Here is a 25,810-nt window from a genome sequence, read left to right on the forward strand (position 1 = left end):
GTGGCAGATCATGGACGGATGAGCGATGAGGGATACGTACGGGTGCGGGGCGCCCGCGAGCACAATCTGCGGGGCGTCGACGTGGACATTCCACGGGACGCGCTCGTCGTCTTCACCGGTGTCTCGGGCTCCGGGAAGTCCTCACTCGCCTTCGGGACGCTGTACGCGGAGGCACAGCGCCGCTACTTCGAGTCGGTGGCGCCGTACGCGCGGCGGCTGATCCACCAGGTCGGCGCGCCGAGGGTGGAGGAGGTGACCGGGCTGCCGCCCGCCGTGGCCCTGGAGCAGCGCCGCTCGGCGCCCACCGGGCGTTCCTCGGTCGGGACGGTCACGACGCTGTCCAATTCGCTGCGGATGCTCTTCTCGCGTGCCGGGAGCTATCCGGAGGGGGCCGGGAGGCTCGACTCGGACGCGTTCTCGCCGAACACGGCCGCCGGGGCATGTCCCGAGTGCCACGGCCTGGGAACGGTGCACCGGGTCACCGAGGAGTCGCTCGTCCCCGACCCGTCGCTCACGATCCGGGAGGGCGCCATCGCGGCCTGGCCCGGGGCGTGGCTGGGCAAGAACCTCCGGGACATCACCGCCACGCTCGGCCACGACATCGACAGGCCGTGGCGCGAGCTGCCCCAGGACGCCAGGGACTGGCTGCTCTTCACCGACGAGCAGCCCGTGGTGACGGTGCATCCGGTGCGGGAGGCGGGGCGTATCCAGCGGCCGTACCAGGGCACGTACCAGAGCGCGAAGCGCTACGTCCTGCACACGTTCGCGGACACCAAGAGCGCGACCATGCGGCAGCGGGTGCAGCGTTTCCTGGTGAGCGCCGACTGTCCGGTCTGCGGAGGTCGGCGGCTGCGGCCCGAGGCGCTGGAGGTGACGTTCGAGGGGCACGACATCGCCGCGTTGGCGGCCCTGCCCCTGGAGCGGCTCGCGGAGCTGCTGCGGCCCAGCGCGGAGGCCGCCGAGGAGACCGGGAACCCGAGCGAACGGGGGCGGGAGCGGGAGCGCAGCGTCGAGGAGAACGTGGCCGCGACGCTCGCCCGCGACCTCGTCTCCCGTATCGAGGTGCTGACCGAGCTCGGCCTCGGCTATCTGAGCTCCGACCGGCCCACGCCCACGCTCTCCGCGGGCGAGCTGCAGCGGCTGCGCCTCGCGACGCAGCTCAGGTCGGGGCTCTTCGGAGTCGTGTACGTGCTGGACGAGCCCTCCGCGGGGCTGCACCCGGCGGACACCGAGGCGCTGCTGACGGTGCTCGACCGGCTGAAGGACGGGGGCAACTCGCTCTTCGTCGTCGAGCACGACATGGCGCTCGTCCGGCGCGCCGACTGGATCGTGGACGTGGGGCCCGGGGCCGGGGAGCACGGGGGAGAGGTCCTCTACAGCGGCCAGGTGCCGGGGCTGGCGGGCACGGAGGCGTCCGCGACGAGGCGCTGGCTCTTCGCCGGGGCCGGGCGTCCCGAAGCGGCTCGCCCGGTCCGGGAGCCCGCGGGCTGGCTCTCCCTCTCCGGCGTGACGCGGCACAATCTGCGGGACCTGGACGTGGATGTGCCCCTCGGCGTCTTCACGGCCGTCACCGGGGTCTCGGGATCCGGGAAGTCGACGCTGGTCAGCCAGGTGCTCGCCGATCTCGTCGCCGACCGTACGGGCGGAGGCGCCGAGCAGCCCGGCACCGGGGACGCCGTCGGCACCGGCGCTGACGCCGACGGCGAGGACGTGGGCCGGGCGGAGCGGACCGATCCCGAGGCGGGCGTCGCCGTCGCCAAGGGGCTGGAGGCGATCGACCGGCTCGTCCGCGTCGACCAGAAGCCGATCGGGCGGACGCCACGGTCCAACCTGGCGACGTACACGGGGCTGTTCGACGCGGTACGGAAGGTGTTCGCGGCCACCGACGAGGCGAGGGCCCGGGGGTACAACGCCGGGCGGTTCTCGTTCAACGTCACCAGCGGCCGCTGCCCCACCTGCCAGGGCGAGGGGTACATCGCCGTGGAGCTGCTCTTCCTGCCCGGTACGTACGCGCCGTGCACCGACTGCCATGGAGCGCGCTACAACCCGGAGACGCTGGAGATCACCTACCGGGGCGCCACCGTCGCCGACGTCCTGGAGATGACCGTCGACGCCGCCGCCGGCTTCCTGTCCGACGTGCCCGCCGCCGCGCGCGGCCTGGGCGCCCTCCAGCGCGTCGGGCTCGGCTATCTGCGGCTGGGCCAGCCCGCGACGGAGCTCTCGGGCGGCGAGGCCCAGCGCATCAAGCTCGCCAGCGAGCTCCAGCGGGTCCGGCGCGGGCACACCCTCTACCTCCTCGACGAGCCCACCACCGGCCTGCACCTCGCCGACACCGACGTCCTGATGCGTGAGCTGCACGGCCTGGTCGACGCGGGGCACAGCGTCGTCGTGGTCGAGCACGACATGGCCGTGGTGGCGGGCGCCGACTGGGTCATCGACCTCGGTCCCGGCGGCGGGGAGCGGGGCGGGCGGGTCGTCGCCTCGGGCACCCCCGCCGAGGTGGCACGCGCCGCTGCGGGCGCCACCGCGCCGTATCTGCGCGCAACCCTGGAAGACTGACCCCGGTCCGTACGGGCAGGACGACGGGACGAGAGCCGGGGCCGGGGCCGGGGCGGCCGCACGGCCAGGGGAGGCAGGGGAGGACGCGTATGACCCACGCTCTGATCATCGGGGGCGGCATCGGCGGGGCCGTCACGGCGATGGCGCTGCACAAGGCGGGTATCGGCGCCACCGTGTACGAGGCGTATCCGGCGGAGGCCGAGGACGTCGGCGCCTTCCTCGTGCTGTTCCCCAACGGCCTGGAGGCGCTGCGGACCATAGACGCCCACGGCCCCGTGCTGGACGCGTCGTTCTCAGCTTCGCGCATCGAGCTGCTGTCGTCCTCGGGCGAGCGGATGGGCGTGCGCCCCGCGTCCACCGGCGCTCAGGTGGACGGACGAGAGCCCCTGGGCACGCGCACGCTCAAGCGCGCGGCGCTGTGGCGCGCGCTGCGTGATGAAGCCGTGCGCCGGGGCGTCGCCGTCGAGTACGGCAAGCGGTTCGTGTCGGCGGAGACCGCGCCCGACGGCACCGTGACCGCCCGTTTCGCGGACGGCGGCACCGCGCGCGGCGACGTGCTGATCGGGGCCGACGGACTGCACTCCGTCACGCGCCGCCTGATCGACCCCGAGGCCCCCGAGCCCCAGTACACGGGACAGACGACCGTCTGCGGTTACGCCCGGGACGTCCCCTCCGAGCTGGCCCCGGAGCAGAGCACGTACCGGATGATCCGTGGCTCGCGCGCCTTCCTGGGCTGCACCCTCGCGCCCGACGGGACGGTCTGGTGGTTCGCCAACACCCCCGGCGAGGAGCTGCCCCGTGAGCGGCTCTCGACCGCGACGCCGGACCGGGCGGAGCGCTGGCGGGAGCACGTCGCCGGGCTCTTCGCGGACGACGCCTCCCCGGCCGCGGCGATCGTCCGCTCCACCGGGGGCGAGATCGTCGCCACCAACGCCTACGACATCGCCCGCACGCCCCACTGGTCACGCGGCCCCCTGGTCGTCCTGGGCGACGCGGCGCACACGGCCGCTCCGAACGCCGCGCAGGGCGCGTCCATGGCCATCGAGGACGGCGTCGTCCTCGCCCGCTGCCTGCGCGACCTTCCGGACACGGGCGAGGCGTTCGCCGCGTACGAACGGCTGCGCCGGGAACGGGTGGAGACCGTTGTCGAGGAGAGCGCACGTATGAACCGGAGCATCATCCGCCGGGGCCAGGGGAATGCGGCCGCGGGGGCGGGCGACCCCACGGGCCAGGAGACGGCCGAGCCGCCCCGCCGTCCCCCCGAGGGCGTCGACTGGCTGACCCACTACCGCATCGACTGGGACGAGAAAGTGCGGGCCGGGGGCGCCTGACGGGGCGACCGGGTGGCTGTGACCTGCTGACCGGGTGGCTACGGTGGACCCCATGACCATCCGAGTGCTCCTTGTCGACGACGACGCGCTGGTCCGTGCCGGGCTGCGGCTGATGCTGGACGGGCTGGACGACGTCGCCGTCGTCGGTGAGGCCGAGGACGGCGACCGCGTCCTCCCGCTCGTCGACGAGCACAGGCCGCACGTCGTGCTGATGGACATCCGGATGCCCGCCATGGACGGCCTGACCGCCACGGAGGTGCTGCGGGCCCGTCCCGACGCGCCCGAGGTCGTCGTGCTGACAACCTTCCACGCGGACGCGCAGGTCCTGCGTGCGCTGCGCGCCGGGGCTGCGGGGTTCCTCCTCAAGGACACCCCGCCCGCCGAGATCCTGGCGGCCGTACGGAAGGTGGCCTCCGGCGAGCCCGTCCTCTCGCCCGCGGTGACGCGCCAGCTCATCCACCACGTACGGCCCGGGGGCGAGGACAGCCGCAAGGACCGTGCCCGTAAGGCGCTGGACGGACTGGGCGAGCGGGAGCGTGAGGTGGCCGTCGCCGTCGGCAAGGGCATGTCGAACGCGGAGATCGCCCGTTCCCTCTACATGAGCATCCCCACGGTCAAGACGCACGTCTCCCGGGTGCTGACGAAGCTGGACCTGAACAACCGGGTGCAGATCGCGCTGCTGGCCCATGACGCGGGCCTGCTGGAGGACGCGGGTGAGCGGCAGGGAGGGCGGCAGAGCGAGCGGCAGGGAGGGTCCGTCGGGGAATCCTGAGCGCTCCGCGGTGTTGACACCTGTGTGACTTCTGCATCGACCGGACCCGCAGCGGCCGTCCCGGCCCGCCTGTCCATCCTCGACCGCTCCCTCGCCCGCGAGGGCGAGCACCCCGGCGCCGCGCTGCGCGACACGGTGGCCTTCGCGCGGGACGCCGAGGCGCTCGGCTACCACCGCTTCTGGGTGTCCGAGCATCACGGGGTCCCGGGCATCGCCGGTTCGGCACCGACCGTTCTCGCCGCCGCGGTCGCCTCGGCCACGAGCCGCATCCGGGTGGGCACGGGCGGCGTGATGCTGCCCAACCATCAGCCCTTGGTGGTCGCCGAGCAGTTCGGGGTGCTGGAGTCGCTCTTCCCCGGCCGGATCGACATGGGCCTGGGCAGGTCGGTCGGCTTCACGGACGGCATACGCAAGGCGCTGCGCGTCGGCAAGGACGCCGCCGACGGATTCAGCGAGCAGATCACCGAACTGCTCGCCTATTTCGACGGCACGGGCCCCGTCCGCGCCCGGCCCGCCGACGGGCTCCGTGTGCCCGCCTTCCTCCTCGCCGTCGGCTCCGGCGCCGAGATCGCGGCCGAGCACGGACTGCCGCTGGTCATCGGCGCGGCGCGGGACGAGCAGCGGATGCTGGACGCCATCGGGACCTACCGCGAGACGTTCCGGCCCGGCGGCCAGGCGGAGGAGCCGTACGTGATGGTCGCGGCCAACGTCGCCGTGGCGGACAGCGCGGAGGAGGCCGCGCGCCTCCAGGCGCCCGAGGCGTGGTCGACGGCGGTCTCCCGCACCCAGGGCGCGTTCACGCCGCTGGCCCCGCCCGAGGACGTGCTCGCGCGGACGATGACGGCGCGCGAGCGTACGGCCTACGAAGCCGCCCGCTCGTCGCAACTGCACGGCACGGGGGACGAGATGGCGACGGCGCTCGCCGCCCTCACGGCCCGCACGGGCGCCGACGAGCTGCTGCTGACGCTCAACACCCACGACCCGGCCGACCGCCTGGACTCCTACCGGCGCCTGGCCCACGCGACCGGCCTCGTGTCCGGCGCACCCTCCGCCGTCCCGCCCGTCACCCCTCTCGCCGCCTCAGCGGCGCGCTGACGGGCGCGGAGCGGCGGGAGGGGCCCCGGGGGCACCGTCGTCGCGTCAGGTCGGCAGGACGCAGCCCAGGGATGGTGTGGCGGCCGGTGAACCGGACGCCGTGAGTGCCCCGGTCTTCCCGTCGACCGTGAAGACGCCGACGGTTTGCCCGTACTGGTTGCCCGCGAACAGCAGCGAGCCCGACGGCGACAGGCTGATGTGGCGCGGCCAGGAGCCGCCGCTCGGCACCGTGTCCACCAGGCGCAGCGCGGCGCCGCCGTCCTCGACGGCGAACCAGGCGACGCTCTCGTGGCCGCGGTTCGACAGGTAGACGAAGCGTCCGTCGGCGGAGACGGTCACCTCCGACGGGTAGTTGCGCGTCCCGGGATCCTCGCCGTCCGGCAGCGTCGGCCAGCTCTTGCCCCGGATGAGCTTGCCGGTCGCCGGATCGAAGGCGCAGGCGGTGATGGTGCTGTCCAGTTCGTTGGCCACGTAGGCGTACGGCGCGCTGGGATGGAAGACCATGTGCCGGGGCCCGGCGCCCGGTACGGACGCCATTTCGGAGACCGCGCCGAGCGCCCCGCTGTCCGCGTCGATCCCGTAGGTGTAGACCCGGTCGGTCCCCAGGTCGACGGCGAAGACGAAGGCGCCGTCCGGGTCGGTGAGGATCTGGTGGGCGTGCGGCCCCTCCTGGCGGTCGGGGTCCGGCCCCGAGCCCGTGTGCTGCACGAGCGCCGTGCGCTCGCCCGGAGCGCCGTCCGCGCCGATGGGGTGCACGGCGACGCTGCCCGCCCCGTAGTTCGCGCTCAGCAGGTGACGGCCCGAGGGATGGACCGACAGATGGGTGACGTTGGCGCCGCCCGTGGAGCGTGCCTCGCCGAGCGGGGTGAGCGCGCCGCCGTCGCCGATGCCGAAGGCCCGTACGCGCCCTTCCGGGGTGCCGTTGTCGAGGGCGTAGAGCACCTTGCCCGAGGGGGCGAGCGCGAGGAAGGTGGGGTCGGTGATGCCGGGGAAGTCGCCGGTGCGGGTGAGGGCCCCGGTCGCCGTGTCGTAGGTGCAGGTGACGATCCCGCTGCCGTAGGTGCCGAGGTACGCGGTGCGCAGCTCGGCGTCCTTGCCGTGCGGCCGTCCGCGGGACGGTCGAGTGGAGGCCGCACGGGCGGAGGGCACGGACGTACCGCCGACGACCGCGGCGGTGCCGAGCGCGCCCGCACCCAGCACTCCGAGGAACGAGCGTCGTGCGGGCCCGGGGCTGATCCCGGTGCCGGTGCCGGTGCCGGAGTCGGTGCCTGTGTCCGGTCCGGGCGTGGCTCCGGTCGGACGGTTGTGGGGCGGGATTTCCGGTGAACGCGATGCCATGGGGACGCACCTTTCGGGAGTGGTGGGGGACGAGGCGCGTGGCACGTATCGCCCCCACAGTGCCGAAGGAGTCCGCTTAGGTCCAGACCAATTGCCGCCAAGGGTCCGGTACTTCGGCCCGTCCGGTGCGCCACGGAACGGCGCACCGGACGGGCCCACGGTCACTGCGCGGCGGGCAGCTCCCGCTTCAGGATCTTGCCCATGTCGTTGCGCGGCAGCGCGTCGAGGAAGCGCACCACGCGCGGCCGTTTGTGCGGCGCGAGCTGCTCGGCGACCAGCGCCGACAGCTCGTCGCCGTCCGGCGGGCTCTGCGGGTCGGCGGGAACGATCCAGGCGACGACGCGCTCCCCGAGGTCGTCGTCGGGCTCGCCGGTGACGGCGGCCTCGGCGACGGCAGGGTGGCTCAGCAGGACGTTCTCGATCTCTCCGGCGCCGATCTTGTAGCCGCCGCTCTTGATGAGGTCGGTGGCCTTGCGGCCGACCAGCCGTACGTATCCGTCGGCGTCCCGTGTCGCCATGTCGCCCGTGCGGAACCAGCCGCCGTCGAAGGCCTCGGTCGTCGCGTCCGGACGGTTGAGGTATTCGGTGAACAGGTTCGGGCCGCGCACCTGGAGCTCGCCGACGCTCTCCGGGTCGCCCTCGGGGATCCGCTCGCCGCTCTCGTCCACCAGCCGTACGTCCACGTCCCGCAGGGGGACGCCGACGGTGCCGGGGCGGGGCTCGCCGTCCGCGCGGACGCTGGTGTTCATCAGGGTCTCGGTCATGCCGTACCGCTCGACGACGTGCTGTCCCGTCGCTCTGGTCAGCCGCTCGTGGTCGGGGAGCGGCAGCGCGGCGGACCCGGAGACGAGGAGGCGCGCGCCCCCGAGCGCGTCCGCCAGCTCGGGGCTGGTCCCGCAGGCTTCGGCGAGCCGGTGGTACATGGTCGGCACGCCGAACAGCATGGTGCCGCCGCCCGCCAGCTCCCGCGTCACGCCCTCCGGCGTGAAGCGCCCCAGGTGCCGCAGGGTGCCGCCCCTGCGCAGCGGGCCGAGCACGCCCACGATGAGCCCGTGCACATGGAACAGCGGCAGTCCGTGCACCAGGACGTCGTCGGCCGTCCACTGCCAGGCGTCCTCCAGCGCGTCCAGGTTGCTCGCGATGGAGCGACGGGAGAGCACGACGCCCTTGGGGGGACCGGTCGTTCCGGAGGTGTAGACGATGAGCGCCGCGGAGCCGGGGCTCGGCTCGGGCGGCAGCCCCCAGGAAGTCGCGGTCTCCTCGGAGAGCAGCTCGTCCAGGTCGACGCCCGTGCGGGGCAGGCCCGACAGCGGCTCTGGGAGGTCGGCGTCCGGCTCGGTCAGCACCTGGGCCGGTGCGCTGTCGCCGACGATGTGCGTCAGCTCGCGGTCGCCGCTCTTCGGGTTCACGGGGACGACGGGTACGCCCGCGACCAGCCCCGCGACCACGCCAACGGCCGTCTCCAGGGTGGGCGTTGCCCAGACGGCCACCCGCGCGGCGTTGTCGAGGCGTGCCGCGAGGCGGCTCGCGGCACGGGCGAGCTCGTGGTAGCTGAGCGCGCGGTCCCCGAAGCGCAGAGCGGTCTGCGAGGACGCCTCCTGGAGGGCGGGGAAGAGCAGGGACACCCGGGGTCTCCTTCGTGATCGCGTCTGGGGCGGCCAGCATCTCACCTGGCGGCCCCCGGGCGGTGCGGCGGGACACGGTGGGCGGCGAGCGATGCCGAGTGATGCCGAGTGACGCCGAGGATAAAGGTAAGGAAACTTTCCTGTTGCCCTTGACGGCAATAGGAAACAACCCTAACTTTCCCGCCACCCCCACCTCTTCGCGAGGTGTCATGTCCCCCACAAACACGGAGATCCGCCATGCGAATGGCCCGGAGCAGCACCCATCGCGCGCGTCGCCGCCACGGGAGGCCCGCCCTGGTCGGCGCCACCGCGGCGGCGACTGCCCTCGCGCTCCTCGGCGCCTGGAACGCCACCGCGACGCCCGGAACCGACGACGCACGCGAGGACGGACGGCCCGGCGCCGAAGCGGTCCGCTGGGAGGCCGACCCCGCGCAGGGCACCAAGGTCTTCGAGGGCGTCGAGAAGAAGCCCGGCGAGATCGGCGTCGTCGACGACCCGACGGGCGAGCACGGCAAGACGTACCGGCTCCACACCTCGGGCGAGAAGACCGACCCCGATGAGCGCGTACGGGTCGAGACGCGCGGCCACAGGACGCCGGACGGCGAACGTCTGCGCTTCCAGGAGGGCGACAAGGTCTACGTCGGCTGGCGCTCCCTGTGGGACCCGCTGCCCACGGCGGAGAAGAACTGGGTCGCCCTCTGGCAGCTCAAGGACTACGGCGGCGGCGCCGCGACACCCCCGCTCTCCCTGCGGGCCCGGGGCAACGGCACCGTCGACCTCGAATACTGCGACCCGGACCTCAAGACCACCGAGCTGTGGCAGGCCGACCTCAAGACCGGCCAGTGGTACGACTTCGTGGTCGGCCTGACCGTCTCGGACGACCCTGCCAAGGGCAAGGTCGAATTCTGGGCCAACGGGAAGAAGCAGCAACTCAAGGGCCAGGACGTCTTCAAGGGCGCCACCCTGCGCGCCGACTGGGTCACCGACAAGTGGGGCGTCTACCGCTCCGACGGAGTGAAGGGCCCGGCCACCGCGTACCTCAACAGCGCCAAGGTGGGCACGAGCTACGAGGACGTCGCCCCCTGACGCCCGCTCCCCCTTCTCCAACCACCCCCCCCACATCTCCATCTCCCCTCACATCCCCCCATCCCCCCATCCCCCCACTGAGAAAGACTGAGACAGGAGGCACACCTCCATGGCCCAGCACTCCTTCACGCGGCGGCGGCTCCCCTGGATCGCTCTCGCCGTAGCGCTCGCGGGCGCGCTTCTGCTCGCCCTCACCCCCCAGTTCAGCGCCAACGCGGGGGAGGAGCAGCCGGACAGCTCCTCCCGGACGGCCGCCAGGACCGCGGCCCCCGCTCCCGCCGGGTCCGCCGTCGCGCGGAACGGACAGCTCAAGGTGTGCGGCGAGAAGCTGTGCAACCAGAAGGGCAAGGCCGTTCAGCTCAAAGGCATGAGCTCGCACGGCACCCAGTGGTACGCGAAGTGCCTCACGGACGGCTCCCTGGACGCGCTCGCCGGCGACTGGGGCGCGGACGTCCTGCGGGTCTCCACGTACGTCCAGGAGGGCGGATACGAGTCCGACCCCGAGAAGTTCACCAAGCTCGCCCAGCGCGTCGTCGACCAGGCCATCGCGCGCGGCATGTACGCCATCATCGACTGGCACCAGCTCGAACCCGGCGACCCGAACGAGAACACCGACCTGGCCAAGAAGTTCTTCACCGACATGGCGAAGAAGTACGCGGACCAGCCGAACGTCTTCTACGAGATCGCCAACGAACCCAGCGGTGTCTCCTGGACGGACATCAAGTCCTACGCCGAGGAGGTCGTCCCGGTGATCCGGCAGCACGACCCGGACGGCGTCGCCCTCGTCGGCACCCGCGCCTGGTCCTCGCTGGGCGTCTCCGAGGACGGTGACGAGAAGGAGGTCATCGACGACCCCGTCGACGCCGAGAACATCATGTACACCTTCCACTTCTACGCCGCCGACCACGACGACGAGTACCTCCAGACCCTCTCCAGGGCCGCGGACAAGCTCCCCATGTTCGTCACGGAGTTCGGCACCCAGAACGCGGCGGGCGAGGGAGGGAACGACTTCACCATGTCGCAGAAGTACATCGACCTGATGGAGAAGAAAGGCATCTCCTGGACCAACTGGAACTACTCCGACGACGACCGTTCGGGCGCGGTGTTCAAGCCGGGCACCTGTGACGGCGACCAGTGGGAGGGCACCGGGGTCCTCAAGGAGGCCGGTGTCTGGATCCGGGAGCGCGTCAAGAGCTGACCGGACGGAGGGCCGTACGGAACCCGGCCCGGGGAGTACGTGCGTGGGGCGCACTCCCCGGGCCGGACGGCCGTTCCGGTACCGATCGGTTCCGTTGTCCGTCGGGCCCCGTCAGTCCTTGTAGAGCTGCGAGCCGGGGACGACCTCCTGCTGTTGCTGCGGGCTCGACCACAGGAGCTTCATATGGGCCTCACCGCCCTGCTCCCGGTGCTCGACCTTGATGTCGTACTTCTTGCCCGCCTCGAGCTTCACTGTGCCCTTGTCGACCCTCGGGTCGTGCGGCACGCCCGCGTCGATGACGAGCTTGCCGTCGATCCAGACCTTCGCCGTGTCGTCCGAGACGGTGGTGAAGGTGTAGGTGTCCGTGTAGCGCGGCTGGACGGAACCGGACCAGCGGGTGCTGAAATTGTCGGCCGGTACGGACGGGGCCGGTGAGCCGTCGAACCGCCACGCGTAGTTGATTCCCGCGTCGGTACGCGTCACCGAGGGGGCGCCCTCGAAGGAGTCGTTGTCCCAGATCTCCGTCTTGAGCCCCTCGCCCTTGCCGCGCACGCCACCCGGCGACTTCACCGCGAGCTCGATGACGGTGGCGGTCTCGTTCACCGCGTCCCCGGACGGGGTGATGTCGAAGCCGTCGCCCGCCTTCTTCACCGTGACCTTCTGGTCGCTGCCCAGGACGCGCGCCCCCTTGATGTCGAACGGCACTCTCGCCTTCAGATGCAGCGCCTTCCCGTCCTTCGGCCACTCCGTGACGGCCGCGTGCAGCTTCTTGCTGCCCTCGCGCGAGACCTCGCCCCACGCGGGTTTCTCGACGAGTCCGCTGTACCCGGCGCCGTACACCGCGCGCCCCTGGCCGTTCGCGCGCAGCCAGTCGCCCATCGCGCGCAGCCGCTCCACCGACTCCTCCGGGACGCGCCCCTTCTTGTCCGGCCCGATGTTCAGCAGGTAGTTGCCGCTTCTGCTGGCCGTCGACAGAAGGTTGCGCGTCAGCTCCGCGGCGGACTTCCACTCGTGGTCGTAGCGGGCGAAGCCCCAGTGCCCGTTGAGCGTCATACAGCTCTCCCAGGGCTGGCCTTCCACGGGCTGGCCGGGGATCTCCTGCTCCGGGGTGCCGAAGTCGCCGTCGACGACCCGGCGCTTGCCGACCCGGTTGTTCACCAGGAGGCCCGGCTTGAGGCCCTTCACGTACCGCTCCAGTTCGGCGCCGTCCTTGGGGGACCAGCGGTTGGTCGGGTTCTCCGCGTCCCATTCGCCGTCGAACCAGAGGAGCGCGGGATCGTACTCGCCGACCAGCTCCTTGAGCTGCGCGTACATCCGCTTCTTGTACTTGGGGAAGGTGGCCGGATCGGCGAAGTCCGGGTCGTGCCAGTCCCAGATGGAGTAGTAGAAGCCGAGCTTGATGCCCGCCTTGTCGGCCTCGGTCTTGAGCTCGCGCATGATGTCGCGCTTCTTGTCGAACGAGGAGTGGTCACGCAGGTTCCATTTGTTGACCTTCGTGGGCCACATCGCATAGCCGTCGTGGTGCTTGGACGTGATGACGATGTACCGCTGCCCCGCGTCCTTGGCGGCCTTCACGACCTTCTTGGCGTCGAACTCGGACGGGTCGAACGTGGCGGCCTGCTTCTCGTACGCGTCCTTGGGGACGTCGCACTCCCGCATGATCCATTCGGCGTCCTGGCAGACCGTTCCGTCCGGTCTTGTGTACTCGCCCTCCAGGTTGGAGTAGGCGCCGAAATGGATGAACATTCCGAAACGGTCCTGCCGCCACCATTCGGTGCGGTCAGAGGTGAACGGATCGTCTGTCGCGTAGTTCGTACCCGGGCCGTCGGTCACCTTCGCGTTCCTCGTTTTCTTCTTCTCCTTCGGTGATTCGGATGATGCGGAGGCGGGGGAAGGCCGCTGATCCGGTTCGGCGGCGCCGGAGACGGAGGGCAGGGCGGAGGCCAGCAGTCCGGCTCCCAGCAACACGCCCAGGGTCCGGGCGGGACGTCGTGCTGAATGGCGCATCGAGAACTCCTTTGTCCGGGAGGAAGGGAAGCGGAGGAAGGGAAGCGAAGGAACGGAAGGCAGCGGAACGTGGGTTACTCGGGAAGGCCCCAGGGCGCGGACGGGCCCAGGGAGGGGACGTCCCGCGGCCCGGCGTCCGGGCCCGCGTCCGAGGCTGTGGCCGGACGGGAGCCGCGCGGCGTGACGATGGCGGTGCCGCCCCGGGGCAGGTCGAGGGCGACGCGTCCAGGGCCCGTCTGCCGCCAGCGCAGCGCCCGGCCCGACGCGTCCCGCACGCTGATCTCTCCGGGTACGCCGTGCTCCAGGACGAGATGCGCCCCGGCCTCGCCGCGCACCCGCACCCAGCGCGTACGGCCGTCGGCGCGGTCCGCGTCCACGAGGAAGCCGCCCTGGGCGCGCAGCGAGGCGACGGACGCGTCGGGCCAGCGGCGTGAGACGGACGGGAAGACCTTCACGACCCCGCCGTGGCTCTGCGTCACCATGTCGAGCATCGACTGCGCGCCCGCCAGCGGGCTCTCCAGAGCGAGGTTCTTGCCCTCGCGGTACATGGTGTTGACCGTCATCTGGCAGTCGTCCACCACGTTCAGACCGGTGAAGAACGTCAGGAGGTCGAGGGCCTTCTCGGGCTCGTCCATGACGGAGTACATGGACGAGCCCACGGCGAAGCTGTAGCCGTGCCACCGCTCGCGCGTGCTCACCCAGTGCGCCATGGAACGCCGCATCACCCCCCGGTCGGAGGGGCGGTCCCACACCGTCTCGCGCAGGGGGTGCAGCCAGAGCAGATGGGAGTGGTGCCGGTGCGACTCGGCCAGGGGCACGTCCTTGCCGACCATGACACCCTGCTCGGGATGGCGCGCGTACGGGGTCAGCCTGTGCGCGATGTCCCACCAGCGCTTCTCCGCCGGGTCGTCGAGACGGAGCGTGCGCGCGCACTCCAGCAGCGTGATGGCGCCCCACCGCAGGAGCGACAGGTCGTACGTGCAGTCCTCGGCGTCCGCGTACTCGGGCGAGCGCGTCCTCGGCAGATGGAGCCGCCCGTCCGGGCCCTCGTGCAGGAACAGGCTGTAGAAGTGCACGGCTTTCGCCAGTACGGGCATCAGCACGTCCCGCAGCACCCGGCGGTCCATGGTGTGCCGGTAACCCAGCCACACATGGTGCAGGGCCCACACCAGATTGCCGAAGTTGTCGGTGATCCGGTCGCTGCCGGGCACGCCGACGTCGTGGGCGCCCGCGCGCAGCTGCCAGTCGGAGGGATGGCCGAGCGCGTAGCTCTTCCCGTCGCGGTGCTCCTCCGGCACGGACAGCGGAAGATTCTTCTCGAACCGCCGGAACGCCTCGGTGACCGAGTCCAGTTCGGCGTGGTTCGCGCCGTGCACGGGCGCCATGCCGATCTGCACGTTCAGGTTCCACCACAGCGCGGGCCAGTTGTTGCCCACCTCGGGGAACCACGCGCCCCATTCCGAAATGGCTGGTCCTTCCGCCCTGGTGGCCGAGGCGAGCTTGTAGAGCTGGATCAGATAGAAGCGCTGGAGCCGCTTGTCCGGGACCGACAGGAAGCTCTTCCGGTGGAAGGCGTGCCACCAGTCGCGGTGCTCCCGCACCAGTGCGTCGGGCCGACCCGCCAGAGTGCGCTCCACGGCCCGAACGGCCGCCCGGGTGGCCTCCGCCACCTCACCGGGGAAGCGGTACACGAGATGGGCCGCCAGCAGCCTTCCCGTGCCCTCTCCGCGCTCGCGCCAGGCGGTGGTCCAGCCCCCTCCGGCGAGCAGCGGCTGCTCGCAGTAGCCGGTGCCGTCGGCCTCACCCGTGCGGGGCGGGTCGTTGGGCACGTACTCCGGGGGTTTCCCGCTGGTCCGGGTGGTGCCCGCCTCCAGCCAGGTGAAGGACCACGCGGCCGACTCCTCGCCCCGGCTCGGCACGGTGGACACCAGCAGTCCGCCGCTGCCGTTGTGCACTAGGGCCCGCAGGGTGACGCTGCCGCGCGTGGTGGTGACCGTGCCGCGCAGTTCGGCGTCCCACAGGTCCAGCGTCCAGTCCAGGGCCGTCACCTCGCCCGCCAGGGTCAGCGTGAAGTACCCGACGGGAAGCCGCGAGTAGCCGATTCCGGCCCGCCACTGGCCGCGCTGGTCCTGAACGCGGGTATGGCTGAGCATCACCTTCAGCGTGTCGGCCCGCTCGCCCGCGTACACCTGGCAGCCCAGATCGCCGTTGCCGAGGAACGGCGCCTCCTGCCAGCCACGGGGCATCCGGCGCCAGCGGAGCGACGCGTCCCGGACGTACTCCTCGTGCACCCGCCCCGCCTCGTGGGACGGCGCCTTCGCCGGGTCCGCCCAGGCGGTGGAGGAACCCGCCTCCCACAGGGCGCCGGTGCCCGCCGTGACCGCCGCCGCGGCGGTCGCTCCCAGCGCCGTACGGCGTGTGAAGGGTCGCGTCACCGTGACCGCACCCCCAGCAGCTTCCGGTAGTGGTCCACGGACGGGCCGATGCCGTGGTCCGGGTCGGCCTCGTACACGCCGTCGGCGTCCTTCTTGCCGAAGCTGTACGGCTGGTAGAGCGTGGCGCACGACTCGTGCCGTTCGGCCAGCCGCTCCCAGGCCCGCCAGGACGCGTCGTAGGCGCGTACGTGCTCGGACATGGTGTCGCGTGCGTACGAGCCAGAGCGGTCCCCGGCGACGCCGCGCAGCATGACCTGCCAGCCGTGGCCGATGACCGAGTAGAGGCAGTGGCCGTACCGCGCGGAGACGCGCAGATACGCGCGGTCCTCCGCGTCGCGCAGCCGGATCCCGTCGGACAGCTCCGCGACGCGCGCCCAGATCCGCGCGGCCCGCGCCTTCTCGGCGAGCACCTGCTCCACCACCCCGTCGTCGACGAACGTGGCGAAGTCCCGGGCGAGATCCTTGTCGGAGCCCCCGAGGAACTGGTCCCGTGTCCAGGTCAGCGCGCGTACCGGATGAGCGGCGCCGTAGTGACCGCGCAGGGTGCCGGCGGCGGACAGCAGGGCCAGCTCGCGGAAGCGGCCCGCCCCGTCCCCGCGCAGCCCCGTACGGCGCGCGTACGCGGCGAACGCGCCCTTCTCACCGAGGCCCGTGTCGCGGGCCCAGCGGGCGGTCACCCACATGTTCAGGTCGCACCACAGCTCGTTGGAGATGTACGGCCCCCGCCAGCCCCCGCCGCGCGACCAGGTCCACACCCCGGCGAGCAGCGGGTTGTCCACGAGATCTGCGAGTCCCCGGGGCGAGCCGTCCGCGTCGCCGTACTCCTCGAAGCCGTTGATGACCCCGTCCGCGACGTAGTCCGGACAGGCACCCTTGGCCTCGTACTCGCGCTGGCACTGCACCTCGACGATCTGTCGGTGGTTCCCGATGCCGAGCGTGGGGTTGAACGGGATGGTGCGCCAGAAGTCGGAGGCGGTGTGCTTGACCGAGAACAGCAGCTTCGGGTGCGGCGCGATACGTCCCGTCACCTCGCGGTAGTAGGCCGGGTTGTCGCGCAGCCCGCCGTCGCCGCCGGTGTTCCAGGTGCGGTAGAAGAGCTGCTTGCCCGCCCGTACGCACACCTCGTCGCGCAGCAGCCCGATCAGCAGCTCGTGGCTGGCCTTGTCCTCGGTGATGGGGTTGTTGCCCGTGTGGAACGGGACGTTCTGGAGGTAGGTCTCGCCGGTTCGGATGACCAGACCGTCGATGCCGGGGAAGCGCGCGAACAGCTCGCGCAGCATCAGCCGGTGGATCTCCTGCGTGCGCGGCTTGTGCAGGGAGATGTTCCCCTGCGCGTCCAGCACCTCGTCGCCGTACAGCTCCACGAGCCGTTTGGGCAGCACGATGATGTCGGTGAAGAAGTAGCAGGCGATCCCGGCGGCGTGGGCCCGCGCGACATGGGCGTCGACCCGGCGCGCGTTGTCCTCGACCCAGGCACGTCCTTCCGAACCGGCGGGGAAGATCCTCTTGTCGACCGTTTCGAAGGTGAGCGCCGTATGGGGCGGACGGAACTCGTTGATGACCTGCCCGTCGTAGTCGTACGAGGCCAGCACGCGCGGATCGTTGTAGCGGCTGTCCGTCATGGGTTCGCCCGGATTCGCGTGCACCATGTCGAGCAGGAAGGGCAGCCGCCGTCCCGGACGGTCTCCGCGCGCCTCGGTGCCGCCCGCGCGCGCCGGGGAAGTGGCGCCCATGGCGAACAGGGCGCCCGTTCCGGCGGCGGCCCCCAGGACCGTCCGCCGGGAGGCGCGGGAAGCAGCCGTACTGGTGGCCCGGTCACTGGTCATGAGGGCAGCCCCCATTTCGGCGCCTCGGCGATCGGTTCGACGGGCCGTACGGTCATGTCGGGCCGCTCGCCCCGGACGGTCAGCACGGCCTCGCCCTCGGCCTTGAGGTCGATACGGACGGTGCCCTTGCCCGCGTCCTCGGACGGTAGAGGCCGCCCGCGCCCGTCCCGCACCTCCACCCGGCCGGGCAGCGAGTGCCGTACGACGCACGGAGCCCCGGCCTCGCTGCGCAGCCGTACCCAGCGCGTACGGCCGTCCGTCCGGGCGGCGCTGAGCAGGAACGCGCCCTGGGTGCGGAAGTCGTGCACGGTCACGTCCCGCCAGTCGTCCGGCACGGCGGGGAAGACCCGGATGGTGCCGCCCCAGCTCTGGCACACCATGTCGTGCAGGGACTGCGCGGCCGACAGGGGCGTCTCGATGACGGGGCCGGACTCCTTGTACATGGTGTTCGGCTGGATGAAGCGCTCCATGAGCTGGTCCAGATACTCCAGGGCCTTGTCGCCCCGCCCCATCTGGGCCGACATCGAGGCCGCCCCGGTGAAGGTGTAGCCCTGCAGTGCGCCCTCGAAGCCCACCCAGTGGTCGAGGGACGTCTGGATGACCTCGCGGTGCTCGGGCTGCTCCCAGGTGACCTCGTAGAGGGGATAGACGGCCAAGAGGTGCGAGTAATGGCGGTGCGACTGGGCGAACGGCACCCCCGCGGCGATCATGAACCCGTTCTTGTCCCGCGGGTACGGCGTCAGCTTGGCCAGCACCTCGCGCCAGCGCGGCACCATCTCGTCGTCGATGTCCAGGGTCCGTGCGGCGTCCAGCAGGGTGCGGCAGCCCCAGCGGAGCAGCATCAGGTCGTAGTTGCAGTCCGGACCCGACTCCGGGTACTCGGGCGAGTACGTCAGGGGCAGATGCAGCTTGCCGTCCGGGCCGCCCTCCAGGAAGTGCAGGTAGTAGGCGACCGCCTTGCGCAGCAGGGGGAAGAGCACGTCGCGCAGGATCCGCTCGTCCATGGTGTGCCGGTAGCTCAGCCAGACGTTGTGCAGCGCCCAGGTCAGATTGCCCACCTCGGGCGTGGGCTGCTCCTGCCCCGGGATGCCGACGCCGTAGCCGCCGTTCTGCGCGTCGGCGCCGTTGCGCAGCCGGACGTCGGTGGTGCGCGGGATTCCGGCGGAGTCCTTGCGGTACGGCGGCGCGAGGGCGGCGGAGAGCTGCTCGCGGTGCTCGCTCAAGGCGCGGGTGACGGCGTCGAGTTCGAGGTGGTTCGAGCCGTGTATGAGCCAGTACTCCAGCTGGACGTTGAGGTTCCACCAGGTCGCGGGCCACGGGGTCGGCTCCAGCCAGGGGCCGCAGGTGGCCATGACGGGCGCGTCCGCGCGGGCGGCCGAGGCGGCCTTGTAGAGCTGGATCCAGTAGAAGCGCTGGAGCTTGGCGTCGGGGAACGACAGGAAGCTCTTGCGGTAGTAGCCGCGCCACCAGTCGCGGTGCGAGCGGGCGAGCGCGTCATAGGGAAGCGCCGAGGCGGAGCGCAGGGTTTTGAGCGCCTGCTCAACGGCCGTGCTCGAAGGGTGCGAGTGCGCGACGGTGGCGTGGAGCGTACGGGCGCCGCCGCCGCGCTTCGTCTCGCGCCAGGCGGTCACATGATGCCCGCCCGCGTGCAGGGGCTGCACGGCGGCGTGCACCCCTCCCGGGTGGTCCTCCGTGCGCGGCGCGGGGTTGGCGGTGTAGCCGTCCGGGGGTTCCTTGAAGGCGAGGCGCGGACTGACCGCCTCGGCGGGATGGAAGGTCCAGGAGAAGTTCCGCTCGCCCGCGCTCGGGCGGACGTCCACGACGAGTACGGAGCGGGAATTGTGCACCAGGGCGCGCAGGGTGAGCTTTCCGCGCGTGGTCGTGAGAGTGCCGGTCAGCTCCGCGTCGTACAGCCCGAGCCGCCAGTCGAGACCGGTGATCTCGCCTTCCGGCTCCAGCGTGAAATGGCCCAGCGGCAGCCGCGCGAGGCCGAAGAGAGAGCCGAACTCGGGCCTGTGGTCCTGGACCTCACTGTGCTGGACGGTGAGGCGGACGGCTCGCTTCCCGGCCTCCGGCTCGGCGTAGAGCGTGGCGCCCAGCCGCGCGTTGCCGAGGAACGGCCCCTCGTACCAGGTGGTGGGCATCCGCTGCCATACGGGATCGGCGTCCCGCAGCACCTGCTCCCACAGGGCGTGCCCGGTGCGCGGGGTGGTCGCCGAGGACGAGTCATCCGCGTGCGCGGGGGAGGGGAGGAGGCCCGCCGTCCCCGTCGCACCGACGACCCCCGCGGCCGAGGCGGTGGCAACGGCCGTGCCGAGCACGGTTCTTCGTGAGGGGGATCTGTGCGGGGCCCTGTGCGGATGGCTGGGCATGCGACCTCCAGTCACGTACGCGCCGGTGGTTCCTGTCCGTGAACCCACCCCGCATAGTGCAGCCGCCTCAGCCGGAGCGGAAGACCTCGCGCACCACAAACATCGGACGTCAAGATGAGCCAGACCCCTGGAAGTTCGACTTCCAGGGGTCTGGCTTGCGTATTCCTCGGATCTAAGAGGCGTGCCGCTCGGGTCGCGAGATCATCCCGCCGCCTTGGGGAACAAGGAGGTGAACGCGCCGGTCGCGTCGGACAGCCCCCGTGCGAAGGGGGAGTCGAAGTGCCAGACCAGGAAGAGCAGGAACGCGATCAGCGCGCTGAACAGCCCCGCGAGGACGAGTTCCCGCCCGGAACGCTGGATCTGGAGCGCGAAGAGCATGCCGATCGCGACCATGGCCCCGACGATCAGACCGAACCACACCACCCCCGGCATCGTCGGCTCGGCACTGGAGGCGCGCTGGCTGCGCGCGGCGTCCACCTCGGCGACCTGATCGACAGCCGCCTGGTACGACTGGGCCTGCTGCGTGGTGGGCGGCTCGTACGCCATCACGTCCTCGCGCAGCTCCCCGAGCAGCTTGGCGCCCTTGTCGGTGAGCTCGCCGGTCTTCTTCATGTGCGGCCACTCGGTCCGCACCGTGTAGCGCACATACGTGTTCACGTCGTCCCGGACCCGCTCGCGCTCCTCTGCCGGATAGACCCGCACCCGCTCGCTCACCTCGTGGAGCGCCTGGGCCTCGTTGGTGACGGACTCGTCCGCCGCGTTCCTGGCCTCCCAGACTCCGGCGATGGCCAGACCGAGGACGATCGCGTAGACCACCCCCACCATCATCGTCATGTACTCGATCACGTCGGGCGTCTCGGTCGGATCGTCGTCATCGCCCGCGCGGCGCTGTCTCAGGATGACGACCACCATGACGACGACGCAGGCGGCGAGCATGCCGAGGGCCAGCACGAGCCATTCGGACATAGGGGTACCCCAGGTGAGTTCAGCGGAAGAGATGGTCTGAGGCCCATTGTTGAGAGTTCCGGCCCGCGGTCGAGATCCCAGACCCACGCACCGCCGGAACGGGTGAAATCCTGAGCGCCAAGGTGTCTCCGACACCTGCCGGGGCAGGGAGCGTCAATCACCGGAAGAGTGAATTCGCCTCCCCGGAGCGGGAGATGGGGACAGGGCGGCGCCGAGGTCCGTCAGGACCAGGGGTCGGGGTCGGTCAGGACCTCCGCCAGCGACCGGCCCGTCCGCTCGGCCACGGACACCCGCTCCTGGACCTCGCGCATGGTGCGCGGCCGGTACCCCGGTCCTTCGGCCTCGCAGCCCACCGCGGGGAAGCGCACTCCGGCGGAGAGCACGACCGCGAGCGCGCGCCATCCGTCCGTGTCACGGCGGCCCGGCACCGCCAGCTGCGGGCCCGCGTCGATCATGTCGCCGCCGCAGAACGCGCACCGGGCGGGCGCCGCGCGGAGCGGCCGCTTGAAGGCGGACCTGCACGGCGTGCAGACGACGTGGGTGTTGAGGATCCCGGGCATGAAGGCAGGCTACGCGCGCCCCCGCGCACGCCGCTCCGCCTTTTCCGCGCAGCTGTCGGCGACGGTCTCGGCGAAGACCCGCGCGAGCGGCGTGAGGGCGTCCCAGCGCCGCACGGCCCAGCCGACGGGCAGCGGGGGCAGGACGGGGACCGGAACGAGCCGGAGAGGGCCCTCGTCGCCCGGCACGGCCCACCCCGGCAGCGCGGGCACGACGGCATGGCCGAGGCCGAGTTCGGCGAGGAGCAGGGCGGTGTCCCAGTCGGCGACGCTGGTCGCGGCGTCGGGACGGACGCCCAGCTCGGCGAAGGCGGCGTCCAGCCGGGTGCCGGACGTGGAGTCCTGCGGCAACCGGATCAGCGGGACGTCGGCGAGCTCCGCCACCTCGACACGCGACCGGGACGCGAGGGGATCGTCGGCCCGCACGGCCAGGACCCAGGGCAGCTCGATCACCGGGCGCTGCTCGATGCCGCGTACGGGCGGGCCGATCGTCACCCAGGCGAGGTCGAGGCCGCTCTCGACGAGCGCGTCGAAGCATCCGCTGCTGGAGTTCCCGGTCTGGAACTCCAGGTTCACCTTCGGATAGCGACGGCGGAACGTGACGACCGCCTCGGCCATGAAGTGCCGCAGGGTGACCCCGCCCGTCGTGACCCGCACGGAGCCGCTCTCCCCGTTCGCGAGGTCGTCGATCCGCCGGAGAGCGAGGTCCAGGCCCGAGATCCCCTGGTCCGCCGCGGCCCGGAGGATGTGCCCGGCAGGGGTGGGCGCCACCCCGCGTGGCAGCCGCTCCAGCAGGCTGACCCCGGTCTCCCGTTCCAGCCGCTTCACATGCTGGCTCACCGCGGACTGCGTACAGCCCAGATCCCGGGCCACCGCGCTGAGGCTTCCGGCCCGGCACACGGCGACGAACACGCGCAGGTCTTCAAGAGTCACCACCCCAAGCTACAGCTGGGGGATCGCGAGGAATTCCCAGGATTGACTGGGGTTCACCCGCTGCACGAGGATCACCGCAGGGCCCAGGCGGCAACCCGCCCGGCGACTCCGCGGTGTCCGGACCACGAGCGGAGACGTCCGGCGGGTGCCGACCCTCCGAGGACGGAAAGGACACGCCCCGTGCCGGCTCCTCCCTCCACCGCAGAGCAAGCCCTCGCGTTCCTGCGCCGGTTCGGCGCCGAGAGCATCACCCATCCCGGCGGGACGCTCCTCGCCCATCTCCAGCGCGTACGGGAGCGGCTCGCCGCATGGGGTGCCCGCCCCGCGCTCCAACGCGCTGGCCTGTGCCACGCGTTCTACGGAACGGACGGATTCGCCACGGCGCTTCTCGCCCTCGACCGCCGGACCGAACTGGCAGCGGTCATCGGCACCGAGGCCGAGGCGATCGTGTACCTCTACGCGAGCTGCGACCGGAAGGCCACCTATCCGGCCCTCATGGATCCCTCCAGCGCCTTCCACGACCGGTTCACCGGCCGGACCCACATGCCGCAGCCACGGCACCGGCGGGACTTCGCGGAGCTGACGGCGGCCAACGAGCTGGATCTCGCTCGCGTGGACCCTGTCTTCCGCGAGAAGCAGGGCCCGGAACTCCTCGCGCTGTTCGCCCGGTTCCGCCCCCTGCTGACCGCGGCCGCGTGGCGCGACTGCCAGGAGGTGCTCGCCTCTCCTCCTGGCTGAAGCGACCGGACCGTCGAAAACCGTGTGCGTCCCGGGCGCCGCCCGTCCTACGGTGGGGCACGGCCCAGGTGCGCAGGCAACGGCTACTTCGATTCGGGATCGGGTTGTTGCGAGTTCAAGTCTCGCCACCGGCTTCGGCCGGTGTAGCTCAAACGGGTAGAGCGCCACGTTCCGTTGCCGACTTGGATCTCTGGGCTCCTCACGGTCGTCCTCCGTGGCTACGTGTTGTGGTCACCAGGAGGACGACCACATAGATTTCTTCCACCATCTCGCCAGGGAAGATCCCCCGCAGAATGGCGCGTTCCTCATCGAGGAACCGCTCGGTGACGGACCGGTCGAGCACAAGAAACGTCGAACTGCTCGTGATGTTCGCGAGATGCGTGTCCAGGGGGACGGTGCGGCTCCACCGTATTCGGCGAAGCTCGGCGTGGAGGCCGGAGAGCCCCGCGAGCTGACCGGCATTGCTGGCGTCGGGGCGGGTGGCTGCCGGTTTTCTGCCGCAGTGGTGCTCGATGCGCTCCAACTGTTCGACAGCCCAGGGCACATCAGGAGGGGGCGTGTTCCACCAGAGCGCGAGCGCGCCGCCCGGACGCAGCACCCGCAGTGCCTCGGGTACGGACCGCTCCGTATCGGTCCAGTGCCAGGACTGCGCGTACGTCACCAGGTCGCAGGAGGAGTCCGCCAAGGGCAGAGCGTTTCCGTCGCCTCGTACGACCGGGACCCCGGGCAGCGTTTCACGGAATCGTGCGGCCATTCCGTCGCCCGGCTCGACGCCGAGGACGTCTGCGCCCCGATCCCGCAGGAGGGCCGACGCGATGCCCGTACCCGCGCCCACATCGGCGACACGGGCACCCGCGAGGGATCGCCCGGCCAGTTCCTCGACGGTGTCGAAGAGAACGGCCGGGTACGAGGGGCGGTTCGCGGCGTAGAGATCTGCCACCGCGCTGAACGAGAGGGCGCGCGAGTCCGTAGCCATGGGCCCATCCTGGCCCACGGGTCGCGAGGTTCACAGGGCGCGCCGGGCCGGGCCGGTCCGGCTCCTGGGCGCTCCGTCAGCCGCCGCTGGAGGCCGCACCGCCACCTGAACCGCTGCCCGAACCGCCGCCCCGGGCCTGGCCCGAGCCGCCCGAACGGGGGCGCAGCGCCGCCGCCGCGAGGACCGCGGGCGAGATGAGCAGCAGCGTGCGGGTGACCATCGACATGCTGCCGTCCGGATGCTGCCGACTCGCCGCGGTTCGCGGTGGCAGCGCGACGGGCTCGCTGCGGGACGGCGAGGGCTTCCGGGTGGGCTCGGCGGGCCGGGTGGGCGGCGCGGTCGTACGGGGCGGCGGCGAGGCCGCGCGTACGGGCTTGGCCGGGGTGGGCGAGGGACGTGGCGGCGTGGGGCTCGGGGCCGCGCTCCGGGGCGGGGGCGGGGGCGGCGACGGCACGGGCGGTCGTGGCGAAGCCGGGGGAGCCGGGGGAGCGGGCGGCGGGGACGCCGCGGGAGGCGCGCCGGTGGGCTCGGGCGGGCGAGGGGGCGGGGCGCACGGACCGCCCCCGGCGCGCGCCGTGACCGAGGTCCCCTGGCCGCTCCGGATGGCTGCCTGGGCGCGCGGGCCCCCGCAGCCGCCCTGATGGGCCTGCGCGTCGACGCGGACATCACCCGTACGGATGGAGACCCCGGCGCCGCCATCAGGGCCGGGGTGGGTGCTCACGGAGATGTTCGGGGGCCAGGAGGCAGAACGGGCGCGAGGCTCGGCGGCTTTGGCCGGAGCCCCGCTCAGAGCCCTCGGGCCGGGCAGGCCGGGCGGACCGGGCAGGCCGGACTGGTGAGGCGGGCCCGGTCGGCCGGGCTCGATCCGGGCGGCCACTGCCGCGGGGTGCGGGTCGGGCTCGTCGACGAGCGCCTGTGCGGTGGCGGCGGTGCCCAGCGCGAGCGCCGTGCACGCCACCACCGTGGCCGTTCGCGGATGCCTTCCGAAGCGTCCCTTCACACGCCAGAGGATGCGTCCGTGCAGGTGGCCCGCAGAAGGCTTCCGGCCGGTAGTCACACGATGTGCTGAAGTCTTGCGGCGCGACCCGGGAGGAGCCGGGCCGCGCCGCTCAACTCGCCTTGACCAACTCGATGTAGCGGTCCCAGTCCCAGTGCGGTCCGGGGTCCGTGTGGTCCGCTCCGGGCACCTCGTTGTGCCCGATGATGTGGTCGCGGTCCTTGGGGATCGCGTAGTCGTCACAGATGTTGGCGGTGAGGGCCGCCGAGGCCGCGTACATCTCGTCTGTGAACCACTTGTCGGGCTCGTCGATCCAGCCCTCGTGCTCGATGCCGACGCTGCGCGTGTTGTAGTCCCAGTTGCCTGCGTGCCAGGCGACGTCCTTCTCCCGCACGGTCTGCGCGATGTGGCCGTCGGCGGAACGGATGAGGTAGTGCGGCGAGACGTCCTTGGCGGGGTTCTGGAAGATCGCGAGTGCGTCCTTGTAGGTCTCCTGAGTGACGTGGATGACCACGAACTCGACCGTGTACGTGGAAGGCCGGTCGGAGGACGTGTAGTTGGACTTGTCCGCCGGGAGCCACTCGGCCTTCGGGTAGTCCACGTCGCGCGGTCTCCTGGCGCCCCGGGACTGCGCGGTCGCGGCTGAGCCGGAGGCGAGCAGGGAAGCGGCCGACGCGCCCATGGCCAGGGCGAGTCCGGCGCCGCCGCGCAGCATCGTGCGGCGCGTGGGGAGGGAGAGGTGCCGGTGGTGCGGGCGTGCTGGGTCCATCGTGTCTCCCGTGGGGGGAAATGAGAGAGGTGGGGGCACGTTCATGACAAGTTGACGCGCGTCGATAGTGACATCCCTGCTCAGAGCTGCCAAGGGTGGCACAAAGGCGCCATTGGGTGGACCAATGGGCGCACGAAGCGCAACGGGCGTCCGTCCCTCCGGCGGGCGGAGGGACGGACGATCCCGCGCGCATCGGGCGCCCCGGGCTCACGTCAGCGAGCCCGGGGTGC

General features: G+C 71.8%; 20 protein-coding genes. 8 read left to right on the forward strand and 12 right to left on the reverse strand.

All coding sequences use genetic code 11. The annotated features are described in order from the left end of the window. The first annotated feature begins 18 nt into the window (after positions 1 to 18). The 4 genes from ACGF3A_RS15355 (at position 19) to ACGF3A_RS15370 (ending at position 5,757) form a co-directional block, all read left to right on the forward strand. Positions 19 to 2,559: an ABC transporter gene (locus ACGF3A_RS15355; RefSeq protein WP_393729801.1), complete on the forward strand. Its 2,541-nt coding sequence runs from the start codon at positions 19 to 21 to the stop codon at positions 2,557 to 2,559. An 89-nt stretch (positions 2,560 to 2,648) separates the two neighbouring features. Continuing rightward, positions 2,649 to 3,890: an FAD-dependent monooxygenase gene (locus ACGF3A_RS15360; protein WP_393729803.1), complete on the forward strand. Its 1,242-nt coding sequence runs from the start codon at positions 2,649 to 2,651 to the stop codon at positions 3,888 to 3,890. A 52-nt stretch (positions 3,891 to 3,942) separates the two neighbouring features. Then, the gene (locus ACGF3A_RS15365) at positions 3,943 to 4,662 is read left to right on the forward strand and encodes a response regulator (RefSeq protein WP_393729805.1); all 720 of its coding nucleotides are present in this window, start codon (positions 3,943 to 3,945) and stop codon (positions 4,660 to 4,662) included. 24 nt (positions 4,663 to 4,686) lie between these two features. Next, positions 4,687 to 5,757 carry an LLM class flavin-dependent oxidoreductase gene (locus ACGF3A_RS15370; protein WP_393729807.1) on the forward strand — a complete coding sequence of 357 codons (1,071 nt, stop codon included), beginning with the start codon at positions 4,687 to 4,689 and terminating at the stop codon, positions 5,755 to 5,757. 45 nt (positions 5,758 to 5,802) lie between these two features. On the opposite strand, the gene ACGF3A_RS15375 is transcribed toward ACGF3A_RS15370, so the two are convergent. Both ACGF3A_RS15375 and ACGF3A_RS15380 read right to left on the reverse strand, forming a co-directional pair. Beyond that, positions 5,803 to 7,095, reverse strand: coding sequence for a lactonase family protein (locus ACGF3A_RS15375; RefSeq protein WP_393729809.1), 1,293 nt, complete (start codon positions 7,093 to 7,095; stop codon positions 5,803 to 5,805). A 161-nt stretch (positions 7,096 to 7,256) separates the two neighbouring features. Next, complete coding sequence (locus ACGF3A_RS15380) at positions 7,257 to 8,720, reverse strand: acyl-CoA synthetase (protein ID WP_393729810.1); 1,464 nt, start codon at positions 8,718 to 8,720, stop codon at positions 7,257 to 7,259. Positions 8,721 to 8,957: 237 nt separating this feature from the next. Between ACGF3A_RS15380 and ACGF3A_RS15385 the strand changes: the two genes are divergently transcribed. Together ACGF3A_RS15385 and ACGF3A_RS15390 are read left to right on the forward strand one after the other, a co-directional pair. Beyond that, positions 8,958 to 9,806: a heparin lyase I family protein gene (locus ACGF3A_RS15385; protein WP_393729812.1), complete on the forward strand. Its 849-nt coding sequence runs from the start codon at positions 8,958 to 8,960 to the stop codon at positions 9,804 to 9,806. A 109-nt stretch (positions 9,807 to 9,915) separates the two neighbouring features. Further along, positions 9,916 to 11,004, forward strand: coding sequence for a glycoside hydrolase family 5 protein (locus ACGF3A_RS15390; RefSeq protein ID WP_393729814.1), 1,089 nt, complete (start codon positions 9,916 to 9,918; stop codon positions 11,002 to 11,004). A gap of 111 nt (positions 11,005 to 11,115) precedes the next feature. Here ACGF3A_RS15390 and ACGF3A_RS15395 read toward each other — a convergent pair whose 3' ends face one another. The 7 genes from ACGF3A_RS15395 to ACGF3A_RS15425 all read right to left on the reverse strand — a co-directional run bounded on the left by ACGF3A_RS15395 (position 11,116) and on the right by ACGF3A_RS15425 (position 22,100). After that, positions 11,116 to 13,011: an alpha-L-fucosidase gene (locus tag ACGF3A_RS15395; protein ID WP_393729816.1), complete on the reverse strand. Its 1,896-nt coding sequence runs from the start codon at positions 13,009 to 13,011 to the stop codon at positions 11,116 to 11,118. Positions 13,012 to 13,085: 74 nt separating this feature from the next. Then, on the reverse strand, positions 13,086 to 15,446 hold the full coding sequence (locus tag ACGF3A_RS15400; protein ID WP_393729818.1) for a glycoside hydrolase family 95-like protein: 2,361 nt from the start codon (positions 15,444 to 15,446) through the stop codon (positions 13,086 to 13,088). Next, positions 15,443 to 17,272, reverse strand: coding sequence for a hypothetical protein (locus ACGF3A_RS15405; RefSeq protein WP_393729820.1), 1,830 nt, complete (start codon positions 17,270 to 17,272; stop codon positions 15,443 to 15,445). Before ACGF3A_RS15405 ends, ACGF3A_RS15400 begins: the two co-directional genes overlap by 4 nt. Further along, entirely contained in the window at positions 17,269 to 19,644 is a 2,376-nt protein-coding gene (locus ACGF3A_RS15410; RefSeq protein ID WP_393729822.1) for a glycoside hydrolase family 95-like protein, read from the reverse strand. The genes ACGF3A_RS15405 and ACGF3A_RS15410 overlap by 4 nt, the downstream gene beginning before the upstream one ends. Positions 19,645 to 19,845: 201 nt before the next feature. Beyond that, a complete protein-coding gene (locus ACGF3A_RS15415) occupies positions 19,846 to 20,610 on the reverse strand; it encodes a DUF4239 domain-containing protein (RefSeq protein ID WP_393729824.1) in 765 nt (254 codons plus the stop codon). A gap of 221 nt (positions 20,611 to 20,831) precedes the next feature. Then, positions 20,832 to 21,170, reverse strand: a complete 339-nt coding sequence (locus tag ACGF3A_RS15420) for a deoxyxylulose-5-phosphate synthase (protein WP_393729826.1) — start codon at positions 21,168 to 21,170, stop codon at positions 20,832 to 20,834. Positions 21,171 to 21,179: 9 nt separating this feature from the next. Beyond that, complete coding sequence (locus ACGF3A_RS15425) at positions 21,180 to 22,100, reverse strand: LysR family transcriptional regulator (RefSeq protein WP_393729828.1); 921 nt, start codon at positions 22,098 to 22,100, stop codon at positions 21,180 to 21,182. A 180-nt stretch (positions 22,101 to 22,280) separates the two neighbouring features. Between ACGF3A_RS15425 and ACGF3A_RS15430 the strand changes: the two genes are divergently transcribed. Then, complete coding sequence (locus ACGF3A_RS15430; protein ID WP_393729830.1) at positions 22,281 to 22,838, forward strand: DUF6817 domain-containing protein; 558 nt, start codon at positions 22,281 to 22,283, stop codon at positions 22,836 to 22,838. A gap of 199 nt (positions 22,839 to 23,037) precedes the next feature. Here the strand turns inward: ACGF3A_RS15430 and ACGF3A_RS15435 are convergent, their stop codons facing one another. Together ACGF3A_RS15435 and ACGF3A_RS15440 are read right to left on the reverse strand one after the other, a co-directional pair. Continuing rightward, positions 23,038 to 23,814 (reverse strand): class I SAM-dependent methyltransferase, encoded by a 777-nt coding sequence (locus ACGF3A_RS15435; RefSeq protein WP_393729831.1) that lies wholly within the window; start codon positions 23,812 to 23,814, stop codon positions 23,038 to 23,040. A 76-nt stretch (positions 23,815 to 23,890) separates the two neighbouring features. Continuing rightward, the gene (locus tag ACGF3A_RS15440; RefSeq protein WP_393729833.1) at positions 23,891 to 24,040 is read right to left on the reverse strand and encodes a hypothetical protein; all 150 of its coding nucleotides are present in this window, start codon (positions 24,038 to 24,040) and stop codon (positions 23,891 to 23,893) included. On the opposite strand from ACGF3A_RS15440, the gene ACGF3A_RS15445 reads away from it, so the two are divergent. Beyond that, the gene (locus tag ACGF3A_RS15445) at positions 24,009 to 24,455 is read left to right on the forward strand and encodes a hypothetical protein (protein WP_393729835.1); all 447 of its coding nucleotides are present in this window, start codon (positions 24,009 to 24,011) and stop codon (positions 24,453 to 24,455) included. The genes ACGF3A_RS15440 and ACGF3A_RS15445 overlap by 32 nt on opposite strands. A gap of 468 nt (positions 24,456 to 24,923) precedes the next feature. Here the strand turns inward: ACGF3A_RS15445 and ACGF3A_RS15450 are convergent, their stop codons facing one another. After that, entirely contained in the window at positions 24,924 to 25,580 is a 657-nt protein-coding gene (locus ACGF3A_RS15450) for an N-acetylmuramoyl-L-alanine amidase (RefSeq protein ID WP_393729837.1), read from the reverse strand. Positions 25,581 to 25,810: the final 230 nt, after the last annotated feature.

The sequence above is a fragment of the Streptomyces sp. NPDC048172 genome, from assembly GCF_043202595.1.
Taxonomy (GTDB): domain Bacteria; phylum Actinomycetota; class Actinomycetes; order Streptomycetales; family Streptomycetaceae; genus Streptomyces.